Source organism: Vibrio sp. R12-SG2-ISO1, from assembly GCF_059834045.1.
In genome coordinates, this window is sequence record NZ_JCBDGO010000001.1 from 410,004 (window position 1) to 428,207 (window position 18,204).

An 18,204-nucleotide genomic window follows, 5' to 3' on the forward strand; every position below is an offset into this window, starting at 1 on the left:
AATAAATTGTGCCTATACTTAATTTCAATGTTCGGTAACACGTTGAAGTTAGACTGCTACTTTGAAAACCTCATACATTGCACGCCAACCTATCTTAGATCGGCACAAACATACCATTGGCTATGAGCTGCTGTTTCGTGATGGCCCTAAAAACACGTTTCCAGAAATCGACCCTGAGCTGGCAACGAGTCGTTTGCTGTCTGATCATTTTATGTCCACCCACTACTCGACATTGGGTGACAAAGTTGGCTTTGTGAATTTCCCTTATCAAAGCTTGATCAATCGCGTGCCGACTCTATTTCCGTCGGCGAGCCTAGTGGTTGAAATTTTGGAAGACTGCCTGCCGACGCCCGAGCTACTCGAGGCGGTCAGAGAGATGTCTAAACTCGGTTATAAAATTGCGCTGGATGATTTTGTGCCTTCCCCTGAATGGAAAGCCTTTTTGCCGTATGTCTCGATCATCAAATTTGATATCCGTGTCGTCCCGATTGAAAAAGCGCGACTGTTCATTCGCAAGTTACAAGGCAGCAAAATCCAGTTTTTAGCCGAGAAAGTCGAGACGTATGAGGAGTTTAGTCACGCGCTTGAAGCAGGTTTTGACTATTTCCAAGGTTACTTTTTTAGTAAACCCGAGATCTTGCAGCGCAAATCGATCGAACCTTCCTTCATGACCATAGTGCAACTGCTCAGTGAGATTGCAAAATCCGACATCGATTATCAGCGGATTGAAACCTTGGTGAGTAAAGACGTCTCGCTCTCGTATAAATTGCTCACGCACGTCAACTCGTCTTCGATTGTCAGCACCAAGATTCAGTCATTTAAACAAGCGCTGATTTACCTGGGTGAAGATAGATTGCGTAAATTTGTCTCCTTGGTGGCGCTCGCCTCCTCCCAAGACTCCAAACCCGAGTACCTTTACGGGTTGTCCATTCAGCGCGCACGCTACTGCGAATTAGTCGCGGCGAAGCTCGAGGAGAAGCTCGCCTCTGGCCAAGCGTTTCTTACGGGTATGTTTTCGCTGCTCGACAGTTTACTCGACAGACCGTTAGAACAAATCGTGGCGGAAATCCCCATTGATGAAGCCGTCAAGCATGCACTCACTGATGGTGAAGGGACGCTTGGGGTGTTGCTCAAGCTTGTCATCGCCTATGAACACGCACAATGGGACGAAGCCGCTGAACTCTGTCAACAGCTCGGCCTTGAGAAAGAAGTCGTTAGTGAATGCTACGATGAATCGGTACAATGGACGGCAGATTTACTGTCTAATTAACCCTGATTGTCCCTGATATAAGTAAAAAGCGGAGATTGGATGTCTTTATGTCCTTGTGAAAGTCAGCAGACTTATGAGTCTTGCTGCCTGCCGATTCATCAACATCATCAGAATGCCCATACACCAGAGCAACTCATGCGCGCTCGCTACAGCGCCCATGTCAAAGGTCTGGTTGATTTTGTTGTCGCCACCTATCACCCTTCGTGCGAAGCGGAGAAAGAACGCGATGCCATCGCAGATTCAATCGCGAGCGACTGGTGCGGCCTTGAAGTGGTATCCACCGCGCCGGGCGAGCATCATGATGAGGGTTTCGTCACCTTCAAGGCGTATTTCTCTGCCGAGCAAGGTCGCTCAACACAGACCTTATGCCTTGAAGAGCGATCTCGATTTGTCCGTGAAAATGGCTTGTGGTACTACATCGATGGAGAATTCCCACAAGCGAATCAGGCCAAGGTTGGTCGCAACGATCCTTGCCCATGTCAAAGCGGGAAGAAATTTAAAAAATGCTGCGGATAACGAATAAAATCAGAGACTAAGATTTATTCGGGTTCACTCGCAAAATGTCGTCTTGTTCTGCTTGAAACTGTTTTTTTAGCTCAGATTTTGACTTAAAACTGATCTCACCACCCTGCGCAACTGTCATATGTTGCGCTTCTACATTATGCTTAGACTGATACAACATCACAGCTTGCATGCAAGAATCTCGCTGCTGCTGCGAAAGTGGTGTACCCTCAGGCCACTTACCCGTCTCAACTGCATAGAGGAGACGCTCGTAAGCTTCTGGTGTAATTGAATTAATCAACTGCTCTGCGTCCATGACGTATCCTTTGGTTTCTGTTGTTTTTTGTTAAGGCCCTGACATTAACCGCCTCAATGAAGGCGTCAAGATAACGGCTAAGAATAAGTGTAACGGATCACAAGCAAACTTCGTATGAATCGACTTATCACACTGGTATTGATAGGGCTAGCGGCCACACTCACGGGCTGCTTTGAAGTTCGAAAAAATACCGACCAACTGTGTAAAGACACACCGGAACTTCGTTGCGAACGCCTGAATATGGATGATGGCCAATGTCGCGTTCCTCGTACCGATCTCATTTGGCACCGCTTTGAAGTCTTTAAGGACCCAACAGACCCAAATCTCATCAAAGAATACAATTTGCTGTCAGAGTATAAAAAGTGTCTAGAGCTAGCCTCTCAGATCCAACCCATTGATCAATCCAACCTGAAACAGCGGCGTTTTGAAGCACTGGTCAACTCGGGTAAGGATCTCGAAGCGCTAGTGAAAAAGCTCTCTGAATCCACCAGCCCACAAGCCCTCTACTTTCTCTGGAGTCGCACTGGGAGTGATTCTGCCCGCCGCGCCTTTCTTCAAATGGAAGGGTCACCTCAGCTTGAAAGCGCAGAAATGCAATATGCATTAGCCACGTTTTATACGGGTCGTGACCAAGAAAAAACCATCGCATTGCTTAAGCACGCGTTGGAGCTGACCAAGCGCTCGCCTGTCAACGTTGAAATATTGAAATCACTTGCCAGTATTCACTATCAAACCCATCAACGCGAACAAGCGTACGTTTGGGCGATGGTAGCGAAAGCCTTTGATGTGCCGATCGCTTCCGAGAAGGAGCTGCAATTGCTGTACGGTTTTGATAAGGACAAATATCGTCAGTTGGATGCGTTTGCAGACGATATTGAAGATGCGATTCGGGCCGGGAAATTTCAGCGCCAACAACTCGAAGGGCTTGATTAGCCTTAGGTTTTTAGTGGTTACTCACTTTGAATTGAATGGGTTCAATTTGAAAGTGAGTAACAACACACACAGCGTTTAACGCTGCCTTGCCATCAATTGTTGAAAACTAACGACACCGAGTTAACACAGAAACGCTCACCGGTGGTTTGTGGTCCATCTTCAAATACATGACCTAAATGGCTATCACAACGTGCACAGCGAATCTCTGTCCGCACCATTCCGTGGCTCAGATCCTCTAAGTAACGAATCGCATCGTCATTGATCGGCGCATCGAAACTTGGCCAGCCACAACCGGAATCGTATTTGTTATCTGAACGAAACAGCGGAGCGTCACAACAGGTACACGCGTAGATTCCCGTCTCTTTATTGTGCAGCAATTTACCGGAGAATGGTGCCTCAGTGCCCTGCTGTCTGCATACTCGATACTCTTCATCCGATAGCTTCTCACGCCAGTATTCATCAGGCTTGGTGACTTTTTCGCTATGTTGTTTCACTGACTTATTCTCCACATTCTCATTTTTATTTGTGACTTTTTTGTTGAAAAACTTGCGCAGTTTAACCTTTGTAGCACATACTTTGAAACCATAACAGAATGGCTAAACTTTAAGCAGCAGTTCAAGTCTTCAACGCATTTTACATCAACTGGTTAGGTATAAACTCCACTATCCGTTCAAAAAACAACCACTCGCGTTTAATTGTGAAAAAAAGCGACACTTTTTTTTGACATTAAACAAGTTAAGTCCGATTATCGGTTGCAGATTTTGACTGGGTTTTGTAATTTTACTACCAGTTATCTTTAATCAGAAATTAAGTTGTGGAGCAACTATAATGACTATCAAAGTAGGTATTAACGGTTTTGGCCGTATCGGTCGTTTCGTATTCCGTGCAGCGCAAGAGCGCAACGACATCGAAGTTGTAGGTATTAACGACCTTATCGATGTAGATTACATGGCATACATGCTGAAGTACGACTCAACTCACGGCCGTTTCAACGGTACTGTTGAAGTTGAAGGCGGTAACCTAATCGTTAACGGCAAAACTGTACGTGTAACTGCAGAGCGCAACCCAGAAGACCTAAAATGGGACGAAATCGGTGTTGACGTTGTTGCTGAAGCAACAGGTCTTTTCCTAACTGACGAGACTGCACGTAAGCACATCACTGCTGGCGCGAAGAAAGTTGTACTAACTGGTCCTTCTAAAGACGCAACTCCAATGTTCGTTAACGGCGTAAACTTCGACACTTACGCTGGTCAAGACATCGTTTCTAACGCTTCTTGTACGACTAACTGTCTAGCACCTATCGCTAAAGTTCTTAACGACAAGTTCGGTATCGAATCTGGTCTTATGACTACAGTTCACGCAACAACTGCAACTCAAAAAACTGTTGACGGTCCTTCTGCTAAAGACTGGCGCGGTGGCCGTGGTGCTTCTCAAAACATCATCCCATCATCAACTGGTGCTGCTAAAGCTGTAGGCGTTGTACTTCCAGAAGTAAACGGCAAACTAACTGGTATGGCTTTCCGCGTACCAACAGCTAACGTTTCTGTTGTTGACCTAACTGTTAACCTAGTAAACGGTGCTTCTTACGAAGACATCTGTAAAGCGATGAAAGAAGCGTCTGAAGGCGAACTAAAAGGCGTTCTAGGCTACACTGAAGACCAAGTAGTTTCTCAAGACTTCATCGGCGAAGTTTGCACTTCAGTATTCGATGCTAAAGCAGGTATCGCGCTAACTGACAAATTCGTTAAAGTTGTATCTTGGTACGACAACGAAATCGGTTACTCAAACAAAGTTCTAGACCTAATCGCTCACATCTCTAAGTAATCATCACTTTGAGATAAGCGTTTAGCGCAGAATTTTATAAAAGGCGGCTCTTGAGTCGCCTTTTTTGTATCTGAAATTTGAGAGCTCATTAATGGCGACACGCCTGCTCTCTATGGCACAGGAAACTTACATGGACTTATTAACGCTCCCTGCCCTGACTGTCTTGTCTGACAGTGTCACGATTGTCGAAGTCGACCAAGTAAAGGTGATTCGTATCATCCATGACAAAGCCAGCGCCGGTATTGCCCTGCATGGTGGTCATGTCATTTCATTCAAACCTCAAGGCCAAGAAGATCTCATTTGGATGAGTGAGCAAGCGGTCTTTGATGGTAAGGCCGCTCTGCGCGGTGGCATCCCGGTCTGCTGGCCATGGTTTGGACGCATTGCGGCCCCAGCACACGGCTTTGCTCGTACGAGCGAATGGGAATTGGTCGAGCATCGAGAAAATGAAAACGGTGTCATCGTTGAGCTGGCCCTTTTCTCAAGTGAAGAGACCCACGACATCTGGCCATATATGTTTGAGGCCCGACTTTTGATTGAGATTGGCGAAACACTGAGCGTCACCCTCAAGGTTATCAATATTGATGATCAAGCATGGACCTTCTCCGGTGCGCTGCATACCTACCTCAACGTAGGTGATATTACCCAAGTCCAGACAACAGGTATGGGCGCAGCGTACATCGATAGCCTTCAAGACGGGAAAGTATGCCAAGGCGGTGACGTGTTACAGTTGACCGACACCATCGATCGCGTCTATACCAAGCCTGAGCCCCAAATCAATGTGGAAGACCCAGTCTTTCATCGCACACTTACCGTTGAGAACCAAGGCCACAATTCCGCTGTCCTTTGGAACCCTTGGCAGCAAGGCGCGGCGGCGATGGCCGACATGCAAGACAGCGGCTATCAGCACTTTTTGTGTGTCGAGTCGACCCTGCATGCGACCTCTCTAGACACCGGTAAACGTCTTGAGCCAGGTGAGACTCACCAACTGGTCACCGTACTCTCCAGCGCGAATAAATAGCGCCTTTACGTGACATCGTTGAGGGTAGAGCGGCGCTCTACCCTATTTCTGGGATTCGCTCGTCTAAGCTGATAAAATACAGCCCCCGAAATCGCCCAGAGCTCGATATGTCTTACTCCTGTCCTTTATGTCATCTGCCTTTATCGCAAGAAAAACAGCGCTACTCGTGTGAAAACCGTCACTCATTCGACGTAGCAAAAGAGGGCTACGTCAACCTGATGCCTGTGCATCACAAACGTTCAAAAGATCCTGGCGACAATAAAGAGATGATGCAAGCTCGGCGCCGATTTTTGGAAAAAACCTACTACCAACCCCTGCGACAACGCATTGCCGACTTATGCGCCGAAGCCTTAGTCGGTAGTGATCACCAGTTGCTTGATATCGGCTGCGGCGAAGGCTACTACACGACCCAAGTAGCACATCGGTTAATCGAACAACACGCAGCAGCAAACACATACGGTTTGGACATTTCCAAAATCGCCATCCGCTATGCCGCGAAACGTTACCAAAACTGCCTTTTCAGTGTTGCTTCAAGCCACCGCCTACCCTTTGCCGACCACTCACTCGATGGCGTGTTACGCATCTACGCGCCGTGCAAAGCGCAAGAGTTGCAACGCTGCGTGCGAGACAATGGCGTGGTCATCACAGTCACGCCAGCAGGACGTCATCTTTACCAGTTGCGAGAGCGAATTTATGACGATGTACGACTGCACAGCGAAGAAGCCGAATCGATTGAAGGCTTCGACCTTGAGCGGGAAGAAAAGCTCAGCTACCTCCTCCCCCTCGCCGATGGTGATGCGTTCGACCTATTGCAAATGACCCCATTTGCTTGGAAAGCCAGCGATTCTTTGCGTGACGAACTGAAAAACTCCACTATGTTTGAATGTGAGGCAGATTTTATGATTCGCATCTATCGTAAGCAGGCGTAACCCGGCACAAACTAGATAACAATTCTCATTTGCATTGTAAATGTCCCGAGCCTCCTTTAGTATGCGAGCAGACCATTAGGAGGCCACGGTTTATGCTGATCCGTTTTATATTGACCCGTTTTGTTTGTTTTAGTGCTTGTATGACTCTGACCGCCTGTTCATACAGCGCAGCGTCACTCTCTCCATCCACTCGTTCAAACTCAGTGGCCTCTGATCCAAGCGCTGCTACCCCTATCGTTAGTTTTTATGACTATCAACTATACGACCCATCGGGAAAAGCCCTGTCACTCAATGCACTACCTGAAACCTTCACTCAGGCAGAAGTTATTTTGATTGGTGAATGGCATACTCATTCCGCTATCCATCGCTTTCAAGCCGATTTTATTAAGGCAATAGCGAGCCAAGGCCGAGACACCGCCTTGTCGATGGAGCAGTTTTCAAGAGACGCCCAACCCCATCTCAACGCCTACCTTAACGGTGAGATTGGAGAGCAAACACTGATCACATCGGGTAACGCTTGGCCTAACTATGAAAGTGACTATCGACCATTAGTCGAGCTAGCAAAAACGTTTAACTGGCCTGTCATTGCCGCCAACGCACCTAAATCAACGGTACGTTGTGTGGGCCGTGTCGGTTTACGCTACCTTGATAGCCTATCCGACGATGAGCGCCGCCTCGTGGCCGCTAAGATCAACACCGAGGACTCCGCATACAAACGCAAATTTATGGCCTCAATGCATCATGGCGAGCCCGCCCAAACCGAAAAACAGTACGCTGCTCAAATGACGTGGGATGAAACCATGGCGGAAAGCATCGTCCAATACCTCAATGACCACCCAGGCCACCAAGTCATTCATGTCGCAGGGAAGTTTCATACCGAACAAGGGCTAGGAACCAAAGCGTCTATTTTGGCGCGCAACCCCAACCTCTCTGTCGTGGTTATCACACCTATGTCTGATATCGCATCTATCATCGATGCCGCCAGCGAGCCTCAGCCTCTCAACACGGATTACCCATTGCACGTCTTAGCCCCACCTGTGCGCTTCGTCAAAATGGAAAATCAAATGGCGGCGTTTCATAAAATGTCGACCCGTCATGGGAGCAACAAGTGTCAGCCGACTGAAGCCCCCTAATCGACCTTAGCTGAACGCCTGCACTCGCGACCGATAAATAGGCATGATTTGTGCTTGATGGCTTTTCATACAAATAACGCATATTTTGCACAAGTTTTACACCACACTGCCGATACGTTATTTGAGGATGAAGTAAGGAGAACACTATGACCCCAGTAGGAATGGAGTCAGCGAAGCTGGCACCAACCCAGCAGGTTAAGCCTCAAGCCAACACCTCGGTTGCAGATAAAGGCGCTGCACCTTTAAAAGTTGAGCAAAACACGGTAACCCTTTCAGAGGAAGGGAAAGCATTGCTTGCCGCATTGCAAGAAATTGAGAAAGAGAGCCAAGCCAACAAAGCGGAAAAAACCGTCGGTGACAAAGTAGAGTCTTTCGCCCACGGTGCGCTAGGCATGGATCACCCAGATAAGATCAAAGAAGAGGAAGACGGCTCTTATTCTGCGGGGCAATATCTTTCCGCGGCGGCAACCGTTGGCGGCATTTTGCTGGCCCTAATCTAACATTGAGCGCTAAACGACTCTCAATCAGTTGGGGAACAAGCCTTTGATTCGAGACGACAAAAATCTCAATTTGTTGTCGAACTTGCTGTGGCTTCATAATCATTTCGCATTGCAGAGATTAGGCATCCCCGATTAGGCATCCCCGATTGGGCATCCCGAATTGGGCATCCCGAATTGGGCATCCCGGTTTCTTAGCCATTGCTCCACTCCTTCCTAGTTTTAAAGCTCACTTCGGTGAGCTTTTTTATTGTCCTCGCTACTTTCATAAAAATCTTTTATCGAACTTCCCCCTTGAAGTTGCCATGAGAGACCCTATTTTTTCATCGAGCGCGAAGGAATCGCTCATATTGTGTCTTTTATTTTTTGTCCTAAGTAGGAGGCAAATCCAATGAATATTCGTCCTTTAAATGACAAGCTGATTGTTGAAAGACAAGAAGTGGAAAACAAATCTGAAGGGGGAATCGTACTAACTTCTCAATCGGTGAAAAAATCCACGCGCGGAAAAGTCATCGCAGTGGGTTTAGGCAAACGCCTTGATAACGGTGACCGCGCGTCAATGGACGTCAAAGTCGGTGATCACGTCATTTTCAATGATGGATACGGCGTGAAAACAGAAAAGATTGATGGCAAAGAGTATCTGATTCTCAGTGAGTCAGATGTGTTGGCTATCGTCGAATAATCTCGTTCTGTCATCTTTTTGAGGAGAAAATCATGGCTGCAAAAGACGTACTATTTGCAAACGAATCACGTCAAAAAATGCTCACTGGTGTCAATGTCTTAGCCAATGCGGTCAAAGTGACGCTTGGCCCTAAAGGACGCAATGTTGTTTTAGATCAGTCTTACGGTGCCCCTACCATCACCAAAGATGGGGTGTCTGTCGCCAAAGCCATTGAGCTAAAAGATAAATTCGAAAACATGGGTGCTCAAATGGTCAAACAGGTAGCATCCAAAGCGAACGATGAAGCGGGCGACGGAACCACTACCGCAACGGTACTGGCGCAATCTTTCATCAATGAAGGGCTAAAAGCGGTGGCCTCGGGCATGAACCCTATGGATCTTAAACGCGGTATCGACAAAGCGACGGAAGCCGCTGTGGCTAAATTACGCGATATGGCGAAACCTTGCAGCGATCAAGAATCGATTACGCAAGTTGGCAGTATCTCGGCCAATAGCGATCGCGCTATCGGTGAGATCATTGCCCAGGCGATGGAAAAAGTCGGCCGCAACGGCGTCATCACCGTTGAAGAAGGTCAGGGCCTGATCAACGAACTCTCAGTTGTCGAAGGCATGCAATTTGACCGTGGGTATCTCTCGCCGTACTTCATCACCAATCAAGACACAGGTACCGTCGAACTCGACAATCCTTACATCTTGCTGGTCGATAAGAAAGTGAGCAGTATTCGTGAACTGCTGCCGATTCTTGAGTCAGTCGCTAAGGCCTCTCGTTCATTGCTGATTATCGCCGAAGACATCGAAGGTGAAGCATTGGCGACACTCGTCGTCAACAACATGCGTGGTATCGTTCGCGCAACCGCTGTCAAGGCGCCAGGCTTTGGCGACAACCGCAAAGCGATGATGGAAGACATTGCGGTGCTTACCTCTGGTACGGTTATCTCTGAAGAGATTGGCTTAGAGCTTGAAAAGACCACCTTGGAGCAGCTTGGTCAGGCTAAGAAAGTGACCATCACCAAAGACGCGACGACCATTGTAGGCAGCGATGAACAGCACCATGCAATTCAAGACCGCGTGGCAAGTATTGAAGCGCAAATGGCTTCGGCAACGTCTCAATACGATAAAGAGAAACTCCAGCAACGCATTGCGAAGCTCTCTGGCGGTGTGGCAGTGATCAAGATTGGCGCTGCCACTGAAGTGGAGATGAAAGAGAAGAAAGATCGTGTGGATGATGCGCTGCATGCAACACGAGCGGCCGTTGAGGAAGGTATTGTGGCAGGTGGTGGCGTCGCGCTGACCAAGATTGCCAAAGAGCTCGCCGATCTCAAAGGTGATAACGACGATCAAAACGTCGGTATTCGTGTCGCGCTACGTGCGATGGAAGAGCCACTTCGTCAAATCGCCATTAACGCCGGAGATGAAGCGTCCGTTGTCGCCAACGCGGTGAAATCAGGCGATGCGGACTATGGCTACAACGCCGCAACCGGTGAATATGGCAATATGATTGAGATGGGTATCTTGGACCCTGCTAAGGTGACCCGTTCCGCCTTGCAATTCGCCGCGTCAGTTGCAGGTTTGATGATCACCACCGAAGCCATGATCACAGACCACGTTGAGAGTGAGGAGGCCTAACCTTCTCTCACTGGCGCTCTAGAGCGTCAGTGCACACAAGCGGGCGACGTTGCCCGCTTGTCTTCCACTTTGGATTGTGAGGTAAGAGAGATGAAATCATTGCCATCAATACATTTCTCCGTTGCGGAGTGTGGCACCCGCCCAGCCCCCGCTTCGGCTTGGCCCGTCACCACGACCTTTCCCAGTCAAACGGCCGGTCCACTTTTCTCTATTATGAATCAACTGCCAAAACCCGTGCAGTTGCTCATCATCCGCTTTGATTTAGCTCCGCCAACACGCACCGAGCAACCCGTGGTCCATTGAGACAAAAGAGGGCGGATAAGAGGTTAAAGACGAGGACTTGTTGTCAATTCAACGACAAATCATTGGCTTAATCACGCGTAGGATGATTGAGGCTAACCAAGAATTAATTTTTGTTTTTATGAATCATGAGAGAGACCAGCAATACCAATGGGTTCATGGCTTTCTCAACAAAAAGTCCTTTCTCTAACAAAAACCTGAGAAAATCACCCCGAAATTCTCAACTATCCCATCAAGTCGATCAAAGCAATTCTCGACATTTTGTTGCTAACCAGCGCTCTGCTATACAAGCAATCCTCCTTTGCATCATACAGCCTTTCATAAAACCATAGCTCACATAAAACCATAGCTCCGCGTAAGAAACTTTTGGACAAAAACGTTTCAATGACTTTGCTAAATTAGTATTTAATGGATTACTTTTAATATTGCAAAGCCTCTAACGGACTGGCCATAATCAATCGCCCACTACACGCTACCCATATCAGCCGTGGTTTTGATTTCTTAGGTTTGAATCATAGGAAGTACAAAGGGAAAGTGCTCATTAAACCGAGCAATCCAGCACACTGCTATTCTTAAGTAACTTGCGCGAACTCATCAAAAAGCACGCAACTATCCCCGTCAACGCTTTAATCAAGTTGATAAATCCGAAACTCAGGGGCTGGCCGAATTACTATCGACACTGCGTTGCGAAACAGGTATTCGGATATGTAGGCCACAAGCTATTCCATATATTATGGCTCTGGGCTAAAAAGCGTCATCCAACAAAATCTAGAACTTGGATCGCCCTTGAATACTTCATCAACCTTCAAAGTCAATGGCAATTTCACGGTTGGCAGAAGATCATGAATATGGATTGTCAGTTCAATCTGTTTCAAATAGCTAAAGTGCCATAGAGAGACATGTGAAAATCACGAGTGCCGTTACGCCTTTTGATCCTCAATATCAAGAATACTTGGCTAAGAGAAAATCAAAGAAACAATACCATAACTCTTGGCATGATCCTGCTCTCGCTGCTTCATAAGTTGCTGGGTGCCAATTAGTGCCTTGCTCAGTGCGGTGAAAGTTGCGCGCTGGGCTCTTAGAGGGACGACACTTGGTATCAGGTGTCGTCTACTCAACATAGATGCTTTAGCGAGAGCCATCTGTCGCCAGTTATTATCTTTGTTTTCACTACAAATTATAAACTTACTTATATCCTCCTATGTTTACAACCCTGAATCGATACCACATCGTTGCACTGCTCATTGATGCATATCGTGATGTGAGTCAACTTTCATACAAGTTACTATTGAACTACTATTAAACAAAAAGCAATATAAATACGTTCTCAAAAAAACAAGAGAACAATTAAATAGTTATAAATTAATTAATAAGGAATATTAAAATGAAATACCAAACACCAAAGTCCACACCAACAAATATCGACCGCCCAACTTGTTTTAAACCAGTGGAAAAGAAAACTAAGTAATTTTAGCATTATTTGGTAATGAAGGCGGAGGGGTTCTCCGCCTCTAAATTTTGGTTTTTAGCATGAAAAAACAGTATCTTCTTAACGATGAAAAACGTACCTTAACTTGCCTAAAAAAAATAGCGACAACAGAACTAAATACCACGGCCACCTATTTAATTAAAGAGGTTGTCATCGAAGGTCGCTCCCTTGATGATGTGGCGAAGGAGTGCGAGGTAGCTATAGAGGTTATCCAAACGGATTTTCACGCGCTGATGGCAGACTTAGCTGAGAAAGGGTTTACCCTCAACAAAAGCAATCTTACGTCGGCAACGTTCAACGAACTCGACTTTGAACAATATTGGTCCCCGACGACCGCCATCGTTCATATCATTCAAAACTGTAATAGCCCATGCATGATCTGCGATTGCTGGAAGGCCAAGCGCCATTTTCACGACGTGGATGTGTTGTCTGAAACCTTTCGAATGTTGGCTAAAAAAGGCGCTAGCTCGGTCATGATTTCTGGTGGTGAACCACTACTTCACCCGCAACTCAAGTCGGTATTGTCAGCAGCTAAACAACATGGCTTGAAGATAGAGCTAAACACTAACGGCATTTTGCTCCACAAATTCGATTGGTTGGCTAAGTTTGGAATCAATGAGATCATTATCTCTATGGATGGTATCGATGCTCCATCATACAAGCGCATTCGAGGCACTAATAAGTTTGATCGAGTATGGGCTAACATTAAGCAATTAAAGACACTAAACCCTGAGCAAAACATCGGAATCCGTACGACCTTGACTAGTGTCGTGACGAACAACTTGATGGACTATTTGACCTTCATCGATAGTAGCCCGATTGATTATGTAGGATTTAGCCCGCTTGACACTGATTCCACAAGCTTTTCCCGCGACACCATAACTATTGAGGTAGCGAGTCAACTAAAAGATCACTTGCTCCCTAGTCGAGAAGAATGTTCCAAATTATTCGGGGTGCTCAACGATCCTAATTCGCCAGTTACTAAGAAAATTCGCTCCATGCATGACCAAGGTAAAATCGATTGGAATGTTGAAAAATTTGTGGATTGCCTTGAATTTTACACGCACAACACTCGAAGTCGGGTGACCTCTTCTGAGCCGTGCAATTTTCCTTTGATCTCCTTATTGGTTGACTATGACGGTGCGTTAAAGAACTGTTTCTACTCTGAACCCTTCGGTAACATCTACCAATTGGATGAGGTTAATTGGTCGGCGAAAGCCCCCATTCAAGCTTTGAAGGATAGTAACAGATGCAGCGATTGTCGAGGAAAGGTGTTTTGTGAGTAATCATTTGTTATACCGTTTGTTTTATATTGGTAAGTCCACTGCTTGGGTGGTACCCATTTTTTCTATATTTTTGGTCAATGAAAAGGGCATGGAGGTGTCCGATATAGTCTACATCGCAGGTTTGTTTGGTGTTCTCCCTTTTATTCTCGAGGTCCCGTTTGGCGTCTTATCCGACAAATGGAGTAATAAGAATATCCTTAAGCTGGGCCTCGTGTCGTTTATTTTGGCCTTTGTCTCAATCCTCGGATTAGGAGGAGTTGAGTCCTACTTTTTCTACATGCTGTTTATCTCACTATCTTCGTCTCTATTTTCTGGTGCGGAAGACAAGCTACTGTGTGCCATAATTGAACGTAATGAAATCGAGCGCTATAAATTTGAACTGAACTCCTTATTTTATAAAGCCACCATACCTATGATTTTAATTGGCGGTGTGCTATATAACATCCAGCCCGAATGGCCATTTTATTTTCAACTATTTTCATTTGTGATTTCTTTCATTGCGTTGGCTAGCCTTCCAAATATGAAAATAAATAATCTCAAAAGAAAGGAGTCCAGCATTGAATTAATTAAATCATCTACGACTGACGTATATAATATTTATTTTTTATCCATTGCGCTTATGGGGGCTGTTTGCGCTTTTCTGGTAGCAATAAACACACGAACAGTACAAGTTCATTTTGAGCAATTATTAACATTCAACCCCACGGTAGTGATTGGTCTGTTTTTTGTTTTGGGGAATGTAGCGTCGGCGTATGCTTCAGACGTGTATCGTAAATATCTAATGAATCGATGGCTATTAGACACTAATTTCGTGTTGTTGGGGTTAGTGTCGTGTCTTGCGTTTGCGTTGATGTCCGTCGATGATGTCGTGGTCGTATTTGTGGGTTATGTCGTATTGTGTGGGTTCAAATCTGTGTACCGGCCTATTATCAGCGCGAACCTAATGACTGCACTGAAAAACAGGCAGTCCTTCTCCACGGCAATGTCGATCGCCGCTATGCTGTCTGCCATCATGGGCTTACTACTGAGTGCGCTCTACTCTTGGGGCTTTTCCAATTTCTCAGAGGTAAACCTCATCCTATCGGCGCTAAGTCTCGGGGTTTTCGTGTTGGGAGCTTGGGTAGTCCGACGTCACAATGAAACAATCTCAGAACAACGAGAAGTTCGCTCAATGTCTCAGAAAAAGCACTTTGTGAAACGTTTCTATTCAAAATGGTCTTACATTCAGCAATATCCGAGAGCAGACGATATCAATCCACTATTCCTACAAAGTGACAAGCGCGGCTACCCTTCTCCAAAACTCTTGTCGGTTAAAGACAACCAAGTAGAGTGGGAATACATCAGCGGAGAGTTGCTGTCGAGTTTACATCGTGACCAGCAACGGGTCGTCATTAATGCGTTCTCTCAGTGCTTTAATGACAGGAAGAGCATTCCTCATAACGAGGTTGTGATCCACGGAGATTTGCACCCCGACAACATTCTCGTCAGTGAAGGTCGCATTTACGTCGTGGACTGGGATCTGGCAAGTTTAGGTGATCCGCTCTTTGACGCATTGACCTTAATAACCAGCCCAACACTGGATCTCACCAATCAAGAGCGTGTCGCATTTATCGTCGAAGCCTTCGAGGTAACCGAAAAAGACGCGCATGATTGGGTGACAGGTTTTCTTCGTCAAAAAAGTGAACAACTTGCTGATTTTTTAACTGACGATTACGAAGGTGGGTACTTGGCTGACTTGGTCCAGTCCTACCGAAAACTAACCACTAGCTTTGCCTTAAGTAGTTCCCATGAGCCTTAAAACCGTCATTGTCAATCAGGGATGTCATGCTGAGTGTGTTCATTGCCCACATGGGCAAGAGCGCTCAATACTTCGTACTAAAGCTACAGAAGAGATCGCGCACGCCCACGAAGATATCATCTTGTTGTCAGGAGGAGAACCACTTGAGCTGACTTCTCGAGAGCTACTACCGCTAATTCGTCTATGTGTCGAGAACAAGAAAATCTTTCGTATTGCCACCGGTGGTCATGTACCACTGCCTCCCTTTGTTGAGAGATTGAGACATATACCGTATTTCTCGGGATTTTCTGTTGGCACGGATGTCTTGTTAAGCGAACGTAATTCGCATAGTGTCAGGTTCCAACGTACTTGGGAAGACAATGTTGCTCATCTTCAGTCACTGGACATAAACTATTCTTTCACTGTGTCATTGTCTCAGGGTTTCAGGCTTGCTTCCATCCTGCCCATATTAGCAAGATGGGCCCCCGACTTTTATATGCTCAATTCTATCGATAAAGCAGGGACTGAGAAAATGGAGCAGAGCAAGGCTCAGATTACCGCCATGGGATATGAGGTTGTGTATGGCTATATCGCTTAAATTGTTGGTGCGTGAACATCCTATACCATACGCCATTCACACTGCTTCAGGGACTATTTCTGCAAAGCCGGAAATCTTAATCGCGTTTGCCGTCAATGACCAACTTCGATTTGCAATGGAATTTCCGCTATCACCAAGCGCCGGTGAGTCGCTAGCTAGTCTAAAGTTACGATTCAATGAGTACACTTGTGTCGACTCTCCGCATATCCAAAACGCGATCAGCTACTTTGCAAATCTACACTATCGTGCTTTTGATCTCACACCCAGTCAAACATCGAGCACCTATCAAACGGTGGGGATTACTCAGAATGGTGATTGGAAACCTGGCGCGGACTACGTCAAATTGAAAACCAGTCCTCATCATTTGAATCATCTGAAAGAATTTCTGAACTTTCACCGAGGTAAAGCGAAGTTTATTCTCGATTTCAACGCGTCAATCCAACACACGGACTTCGCCTCGACGTTGAAGTTGCTCGAAGATGTTGATTATTTTGCTCTAGAACAGCCTCTAAACGAGAATTATGATATGAACGTGGGACACGCTAAGTCTCATATGTTCATTGCCGATGAATCGTTGCCACAACTCTCCTATCCTGAATTGATGAAACATGGTTTCAGTGGATTTGTGTTCAAAGCTTTTCGCAATAACTACTCAGCTTTGCGTCACTGTAGTGACAATCGGGAGCAATTGTTTGGTTTAATCGGGACCAATATGTCGGGCCCGTTTGATGTACAGTTGAGCGCTTTACTCAATGACTATATGCCAATTCGTGTGTCTAACTACTCATTACAATCATTTTTCGAGTCGCACCCACTAGAGCACATCGCAATTTACCAAGTGGAAGAGGGGAGAGTGATGCTTACGACAGAGGCCATTGATTATCTTAGCAGAGCTCCAGAGATCGCAAAGTTTTCTCTTCCCATCTCTCAGTTGGAGGCAAAATATGATAAATCATGATAAGTTCACCTTAACCCCATTAAGTGTAGGGCACGCGCAGGCCATGTTTGAGGTAGTCCAGCAAGAGCGAGAATATCTTTCTCGCTATTTGTATTGGGTCGATGAAGTCAAGGACGTCGATACCATGACTCGCTACATTCAGCAACGTGCTGGGTTCCCAGAAAATGTGGCCCGATGGTTTACGATATGGGTTGATGATAAAATCGCTGGCGTGTTTGGTATACGAACCATTGATGAGCACCGCTCTTCAAGTGAAGTGGCGTACTGGTTAACTCGTGAAGCCCAAGGGCATAATATTACCTGTATTTGTATAGAGCAAGCCAAAGCACAACTCAAACAGGAACATGGCATACGAACATTGGAAATACATTGTCTTCAAGGCAACGTAGCTTCTCAACACATTGCGAAAAAGTGTGGTGGTCAGCTTAAAAAGGTTAGTCCAAGTTATTGCATTCAAGACGGGGTGGAGCAAGATCTCCTAATTTATCACCTGTCCACCTAATTGGTAGGAAACGAAACTCGTTTAAACTATCAGCGAAAACAGCACATCATTTTGTCTGCTAGCCTTTGTTATCAACTGAAACTCCATACCAGAACGTTTGCTGTTGCGTGTTCTATAGTGTGTCGATACTTATCAAAAAAGTCAGATAACGTCTTCAATCTGTAGTTTCGAGGGGCAAAATCTGGCTTCAATCTCTTTAAATACTTGCCAATTTCACCTAGTTTTGCCCAACCCGATTCATCTCTATACTTCTGCCAAGCGTGATGCATTAATCGCCATAATTTGCATTCTGCGTCTTGATTAGAGCTTGATTGCACGCCTTCAAGTTCAACGTCTGCGTTTAAGTTCTCTATAACGACAAAGTCGTCACAAGCATTTTTAAACGAAGTCGGAGTCATCGCCTTTCCAACACCGATGACGTGTATCTCCGACTCTCTGAATCTGCTGGCAAGACTTGTAAAGTCACTATCACTGGATATCAAAGTAAAAGCATCAAACCTTTGGCTGTACAAGAGATCCATTGCGTCAATAATCATTAAAGAGTCTACCGATTTTTTCCAGAT

Annotated in this window: 18 protein-coding genes and 1 pseudogene; 16 read left to right on the top strand and 3 right to left on the bottom strand. The window is 45.9% G+C overall.

Translation table 11 applies throughout. From position 1 onward, the window contains the following. The first annotated feature begins 61 nt into the window (after positions 1–61). On the top strand, positions 62–1,270 hold the full coding sequence (locus AC6R10_RS01810) for an EAL and HDOD domain-containing protein (RefSeq protein ID WP_500671297.1): 1,209 nt from the start codon (positions 62–64) through the stop codon (positions 1,268–1,270). Positions 1,271–1,309: 39 nt separating this feature from the next. Then, complete coding sequence (locus tag AC6R10_RS01815; protein ID WP_500629095.1) at positions 1,310–1,786, top strand: YchJ family metal-binding protein; 477 nt, start codon at positions 1,310–1,312, stop codon at positions 1,784–1,786. A gap of 16 nt (positions 1,787–1,802) precedes the next feature. Here AC6R10_RS01815 and AC6R10_RS01820 read toward each other — a convergent pair whose 3' ends face one another. Continuing rightward, entirely contained in the window at positions 1,803–2,087 is a 285-nt protein-coding gene (locus tag AC6R10_RS01820) for a YeaC family protein (RefSeq protein ID WP_334551047.1), read from the bottom strand. 114 nt (positions 2,088–2,201) lie between these two features. Here AC6R10_RS01820 and AC6R10_RS01825 point away from each other — a divergent pair, with 114 nt between their 5' ends. After that, positions 2,202–3,020 carry a DUF2989 domain-containing protein gene (locus AC6R10_RS01825; RefSeq protein WP_500631903.1) on the top strand — a complete coding sequence of 273 codons (819 nt, stop codon included), beginning with the start codon at positions 2,202–2,204 and terminating at the stop codon, positions 3,018–3,020. 92 nt (positions 3,021–3,112) lie between these two features. Here the strand turns inward: AC6R10_RS01825 and msrB are convergent, their stop codons facing one another. Further along, positions 3,113–3,514: a peptide-methionine (R)-S-oxide reductase MsrB gene (gene msrB, locus AC6R10_RS01830; RefSeq protein ID WP_334551050.1), complete on the bottom strand. Its 402-nt coding sequence runs from the start codon at positions 3,512–3,514 to the stop codon at positions 3,113–3,115. 334 nt (positions 3,515–3,848) lie between these two features. On the opposite strand from msrB, the gene gap reads away from it, so the two are divergent. From gap to AC6R10_RS01895, 13 genes and pseudogenes are all read left to right on the top strand, one after another. After that, on the top strand, positions 3,849–4,844 hold the full coding sequence (gene gap, locus AC6R10_RS01835; protein ID WP_334551052.1) for a type I glyceraldehyde-3-phosphate dehydrogenase: 996 nt from the start codon (positions 3,849–3,851) through the stop codon (positions 4,842–4,844). Between the two features lie 130 nt (positions 4,845–4,974). After that, positions 4,975–5,865 carry a D-hexose-6-phosphate mutarotase gene (locus AC6R10_RS01840; protein WP_500634172.1) on the top strand — a complete coding sequence of 297 codons (891 nt, stop codon included), beginning with the start codon at positions 4,975–4,977 and terminating at the stop codon, positions 5,863–5,865. A gap of 107 nt (positions 5,866–5,972) precedes the next feature. Continuing rightward, complete coding sequence (gene rlmA / locus AC6R10_RS01845; RefSeq protein ID WP_500638408.1) at positions 5,973–6,794, top strand: 23S rRNA (guanine(745)-N(1))-methyltransferase; 822 nt, start codon at positions 5,973–5,975, stop codon at positions 6,792–6,794. Between the two features lie 140 nt (positions 6,795–6,934). Further along, a complete protein-coding gene (locus AC6R10_RS01850; protein WP_500671298.1) occupies positions 6,935–7,927 on the top strand; it encodes a ChaN family lipoprotein in 993 nt (330 codons plus the stop codon). Positions 7,928–8,073: 146 nt separating this feature from the next. Then, positions 8,074–8,427: a hypothetical protein gene (locus tag AC6R10_RS01855; RefSeq protein ID WP_500629099.1), complete on the top strand. Its 354-nt coding sequence runs from the start codon at positions 8,074–8,076 to the stop codon at positions 8,425–8,427. Between the two features lie 388 nt (positions 8,428–8,815). Then, on the top strand, positions 8,816–9,106 hold the full coding sequence (locus AC6R10_RS01860; protein WP_334551057.1) for a co-chaperone GroES: 291 nt from the start codon (positions 8,816–8,818) through the stop codon (positions 9,104–9,106). A gap of 32 nt (positions 9,107–9,138) precedes the next feature. Next, a complete protein-coding gene (gene groL, locus AC6R10_RS01865) occupies positions 9,139–10,731 on the top strand; it encodes a chaperonin GroEL (protein WP_500671299.1) in 1,593 nt (530 codons plus the stop codon). A 768-nt stretch (positions 10,732–11,499) separates the two neighbouring features. Beyond that, positions 11,500–12,052, top strand: a pseudogene (locus AC6R10_RS01870) (group II intron maturase-specific domain-containing protein); the annotation flags it as partial. 509 nt (positions 12,053–12,561) lie between these two features. Next, on the top strand, positions 12,562–13,806 hold the full coding sequence (locus tag AC6R10_RS01875; RefSeq protein ID WP_500629101.1) for a radical SAM protein: 1,245 nt from the start codon (positions 12,562–12,564) through the stop codon (positions 13,804–13,806). After that, positions 13,799–15,604 carry an MFS transporter gene (locus tag AC6R10_RS01880; protein WP_500629102.1) on the top strand — a complete coding sequence of 602 codons (1,806 nt, stop codon included), beginning with the start codon at positions 13,799–13,801 and terminating at the stop codon, positions 15,602–15,604. The genes AC6R10_RS01875 and AC6R10_RS01880 overlap by 8 nt, the downstream gene beginning before the upstream one ends. Further along, positions 15,594–16,181 (top strand): hypothetical protein, encoded by a 588-nt coding sequence (locus tag AC6R10_RS01885; protein ID WP_500629103.1) that lies wholly within the window; start codon positions 15,594–15,596, stop codon positions 16,179–16,181. Before AC6R10_RS01880 ends, AC6R10_RS01885 begins: the two co-directional genes overlap by 11 nt. Beyond that, positions 16,165–17,139 (top strand): hypothetical protein, encoded by a 975-nt coding sequence (locus tag AC6R10_RS01890; protein WP_500671300.1) that lies wholly within the window; start codon positions 16,165–16,167, stop codon positions 17,137–17,139. The genes AC6R10_RS01885 and AC6R10_RS01890 overlap by 17 nt, the downstream gene beginning before the upstream one ends. After that, complete coding sequence (locus tag AC6R10_RS01895; protein ID WP_500629105.1) at positions 17,126–17,641, top strand: GNAT family N-acetyltransferase; 516 nt, start codon at positions 17,126–17,128, stop codon at positions 17,639–17,641. Before AC6R10_RS01890 ends, AC6R10_RS01895 begins: the two co-directional genes overlap by 14 nt. Positions 17,642–17,712: 71 nt before the next feature. On the opposite strand, the gene AC6R10_RS01900 is transcribed toward AC6R10_RS01895, so the two are convergent. Continuing rightward, positions 17,713–18,177: an NYN domain-containing protein gene (locus AC6R10_RS01900; protein ID WP_500629106.1), complete on the bottom strand. Its 465-nt coding sequence runs from the start codon at positions 18,175–18,177 to the stop codon at positions 17,713–17,715. Positions 18,178–18,204: the final 27 nt, after the last annotated feature.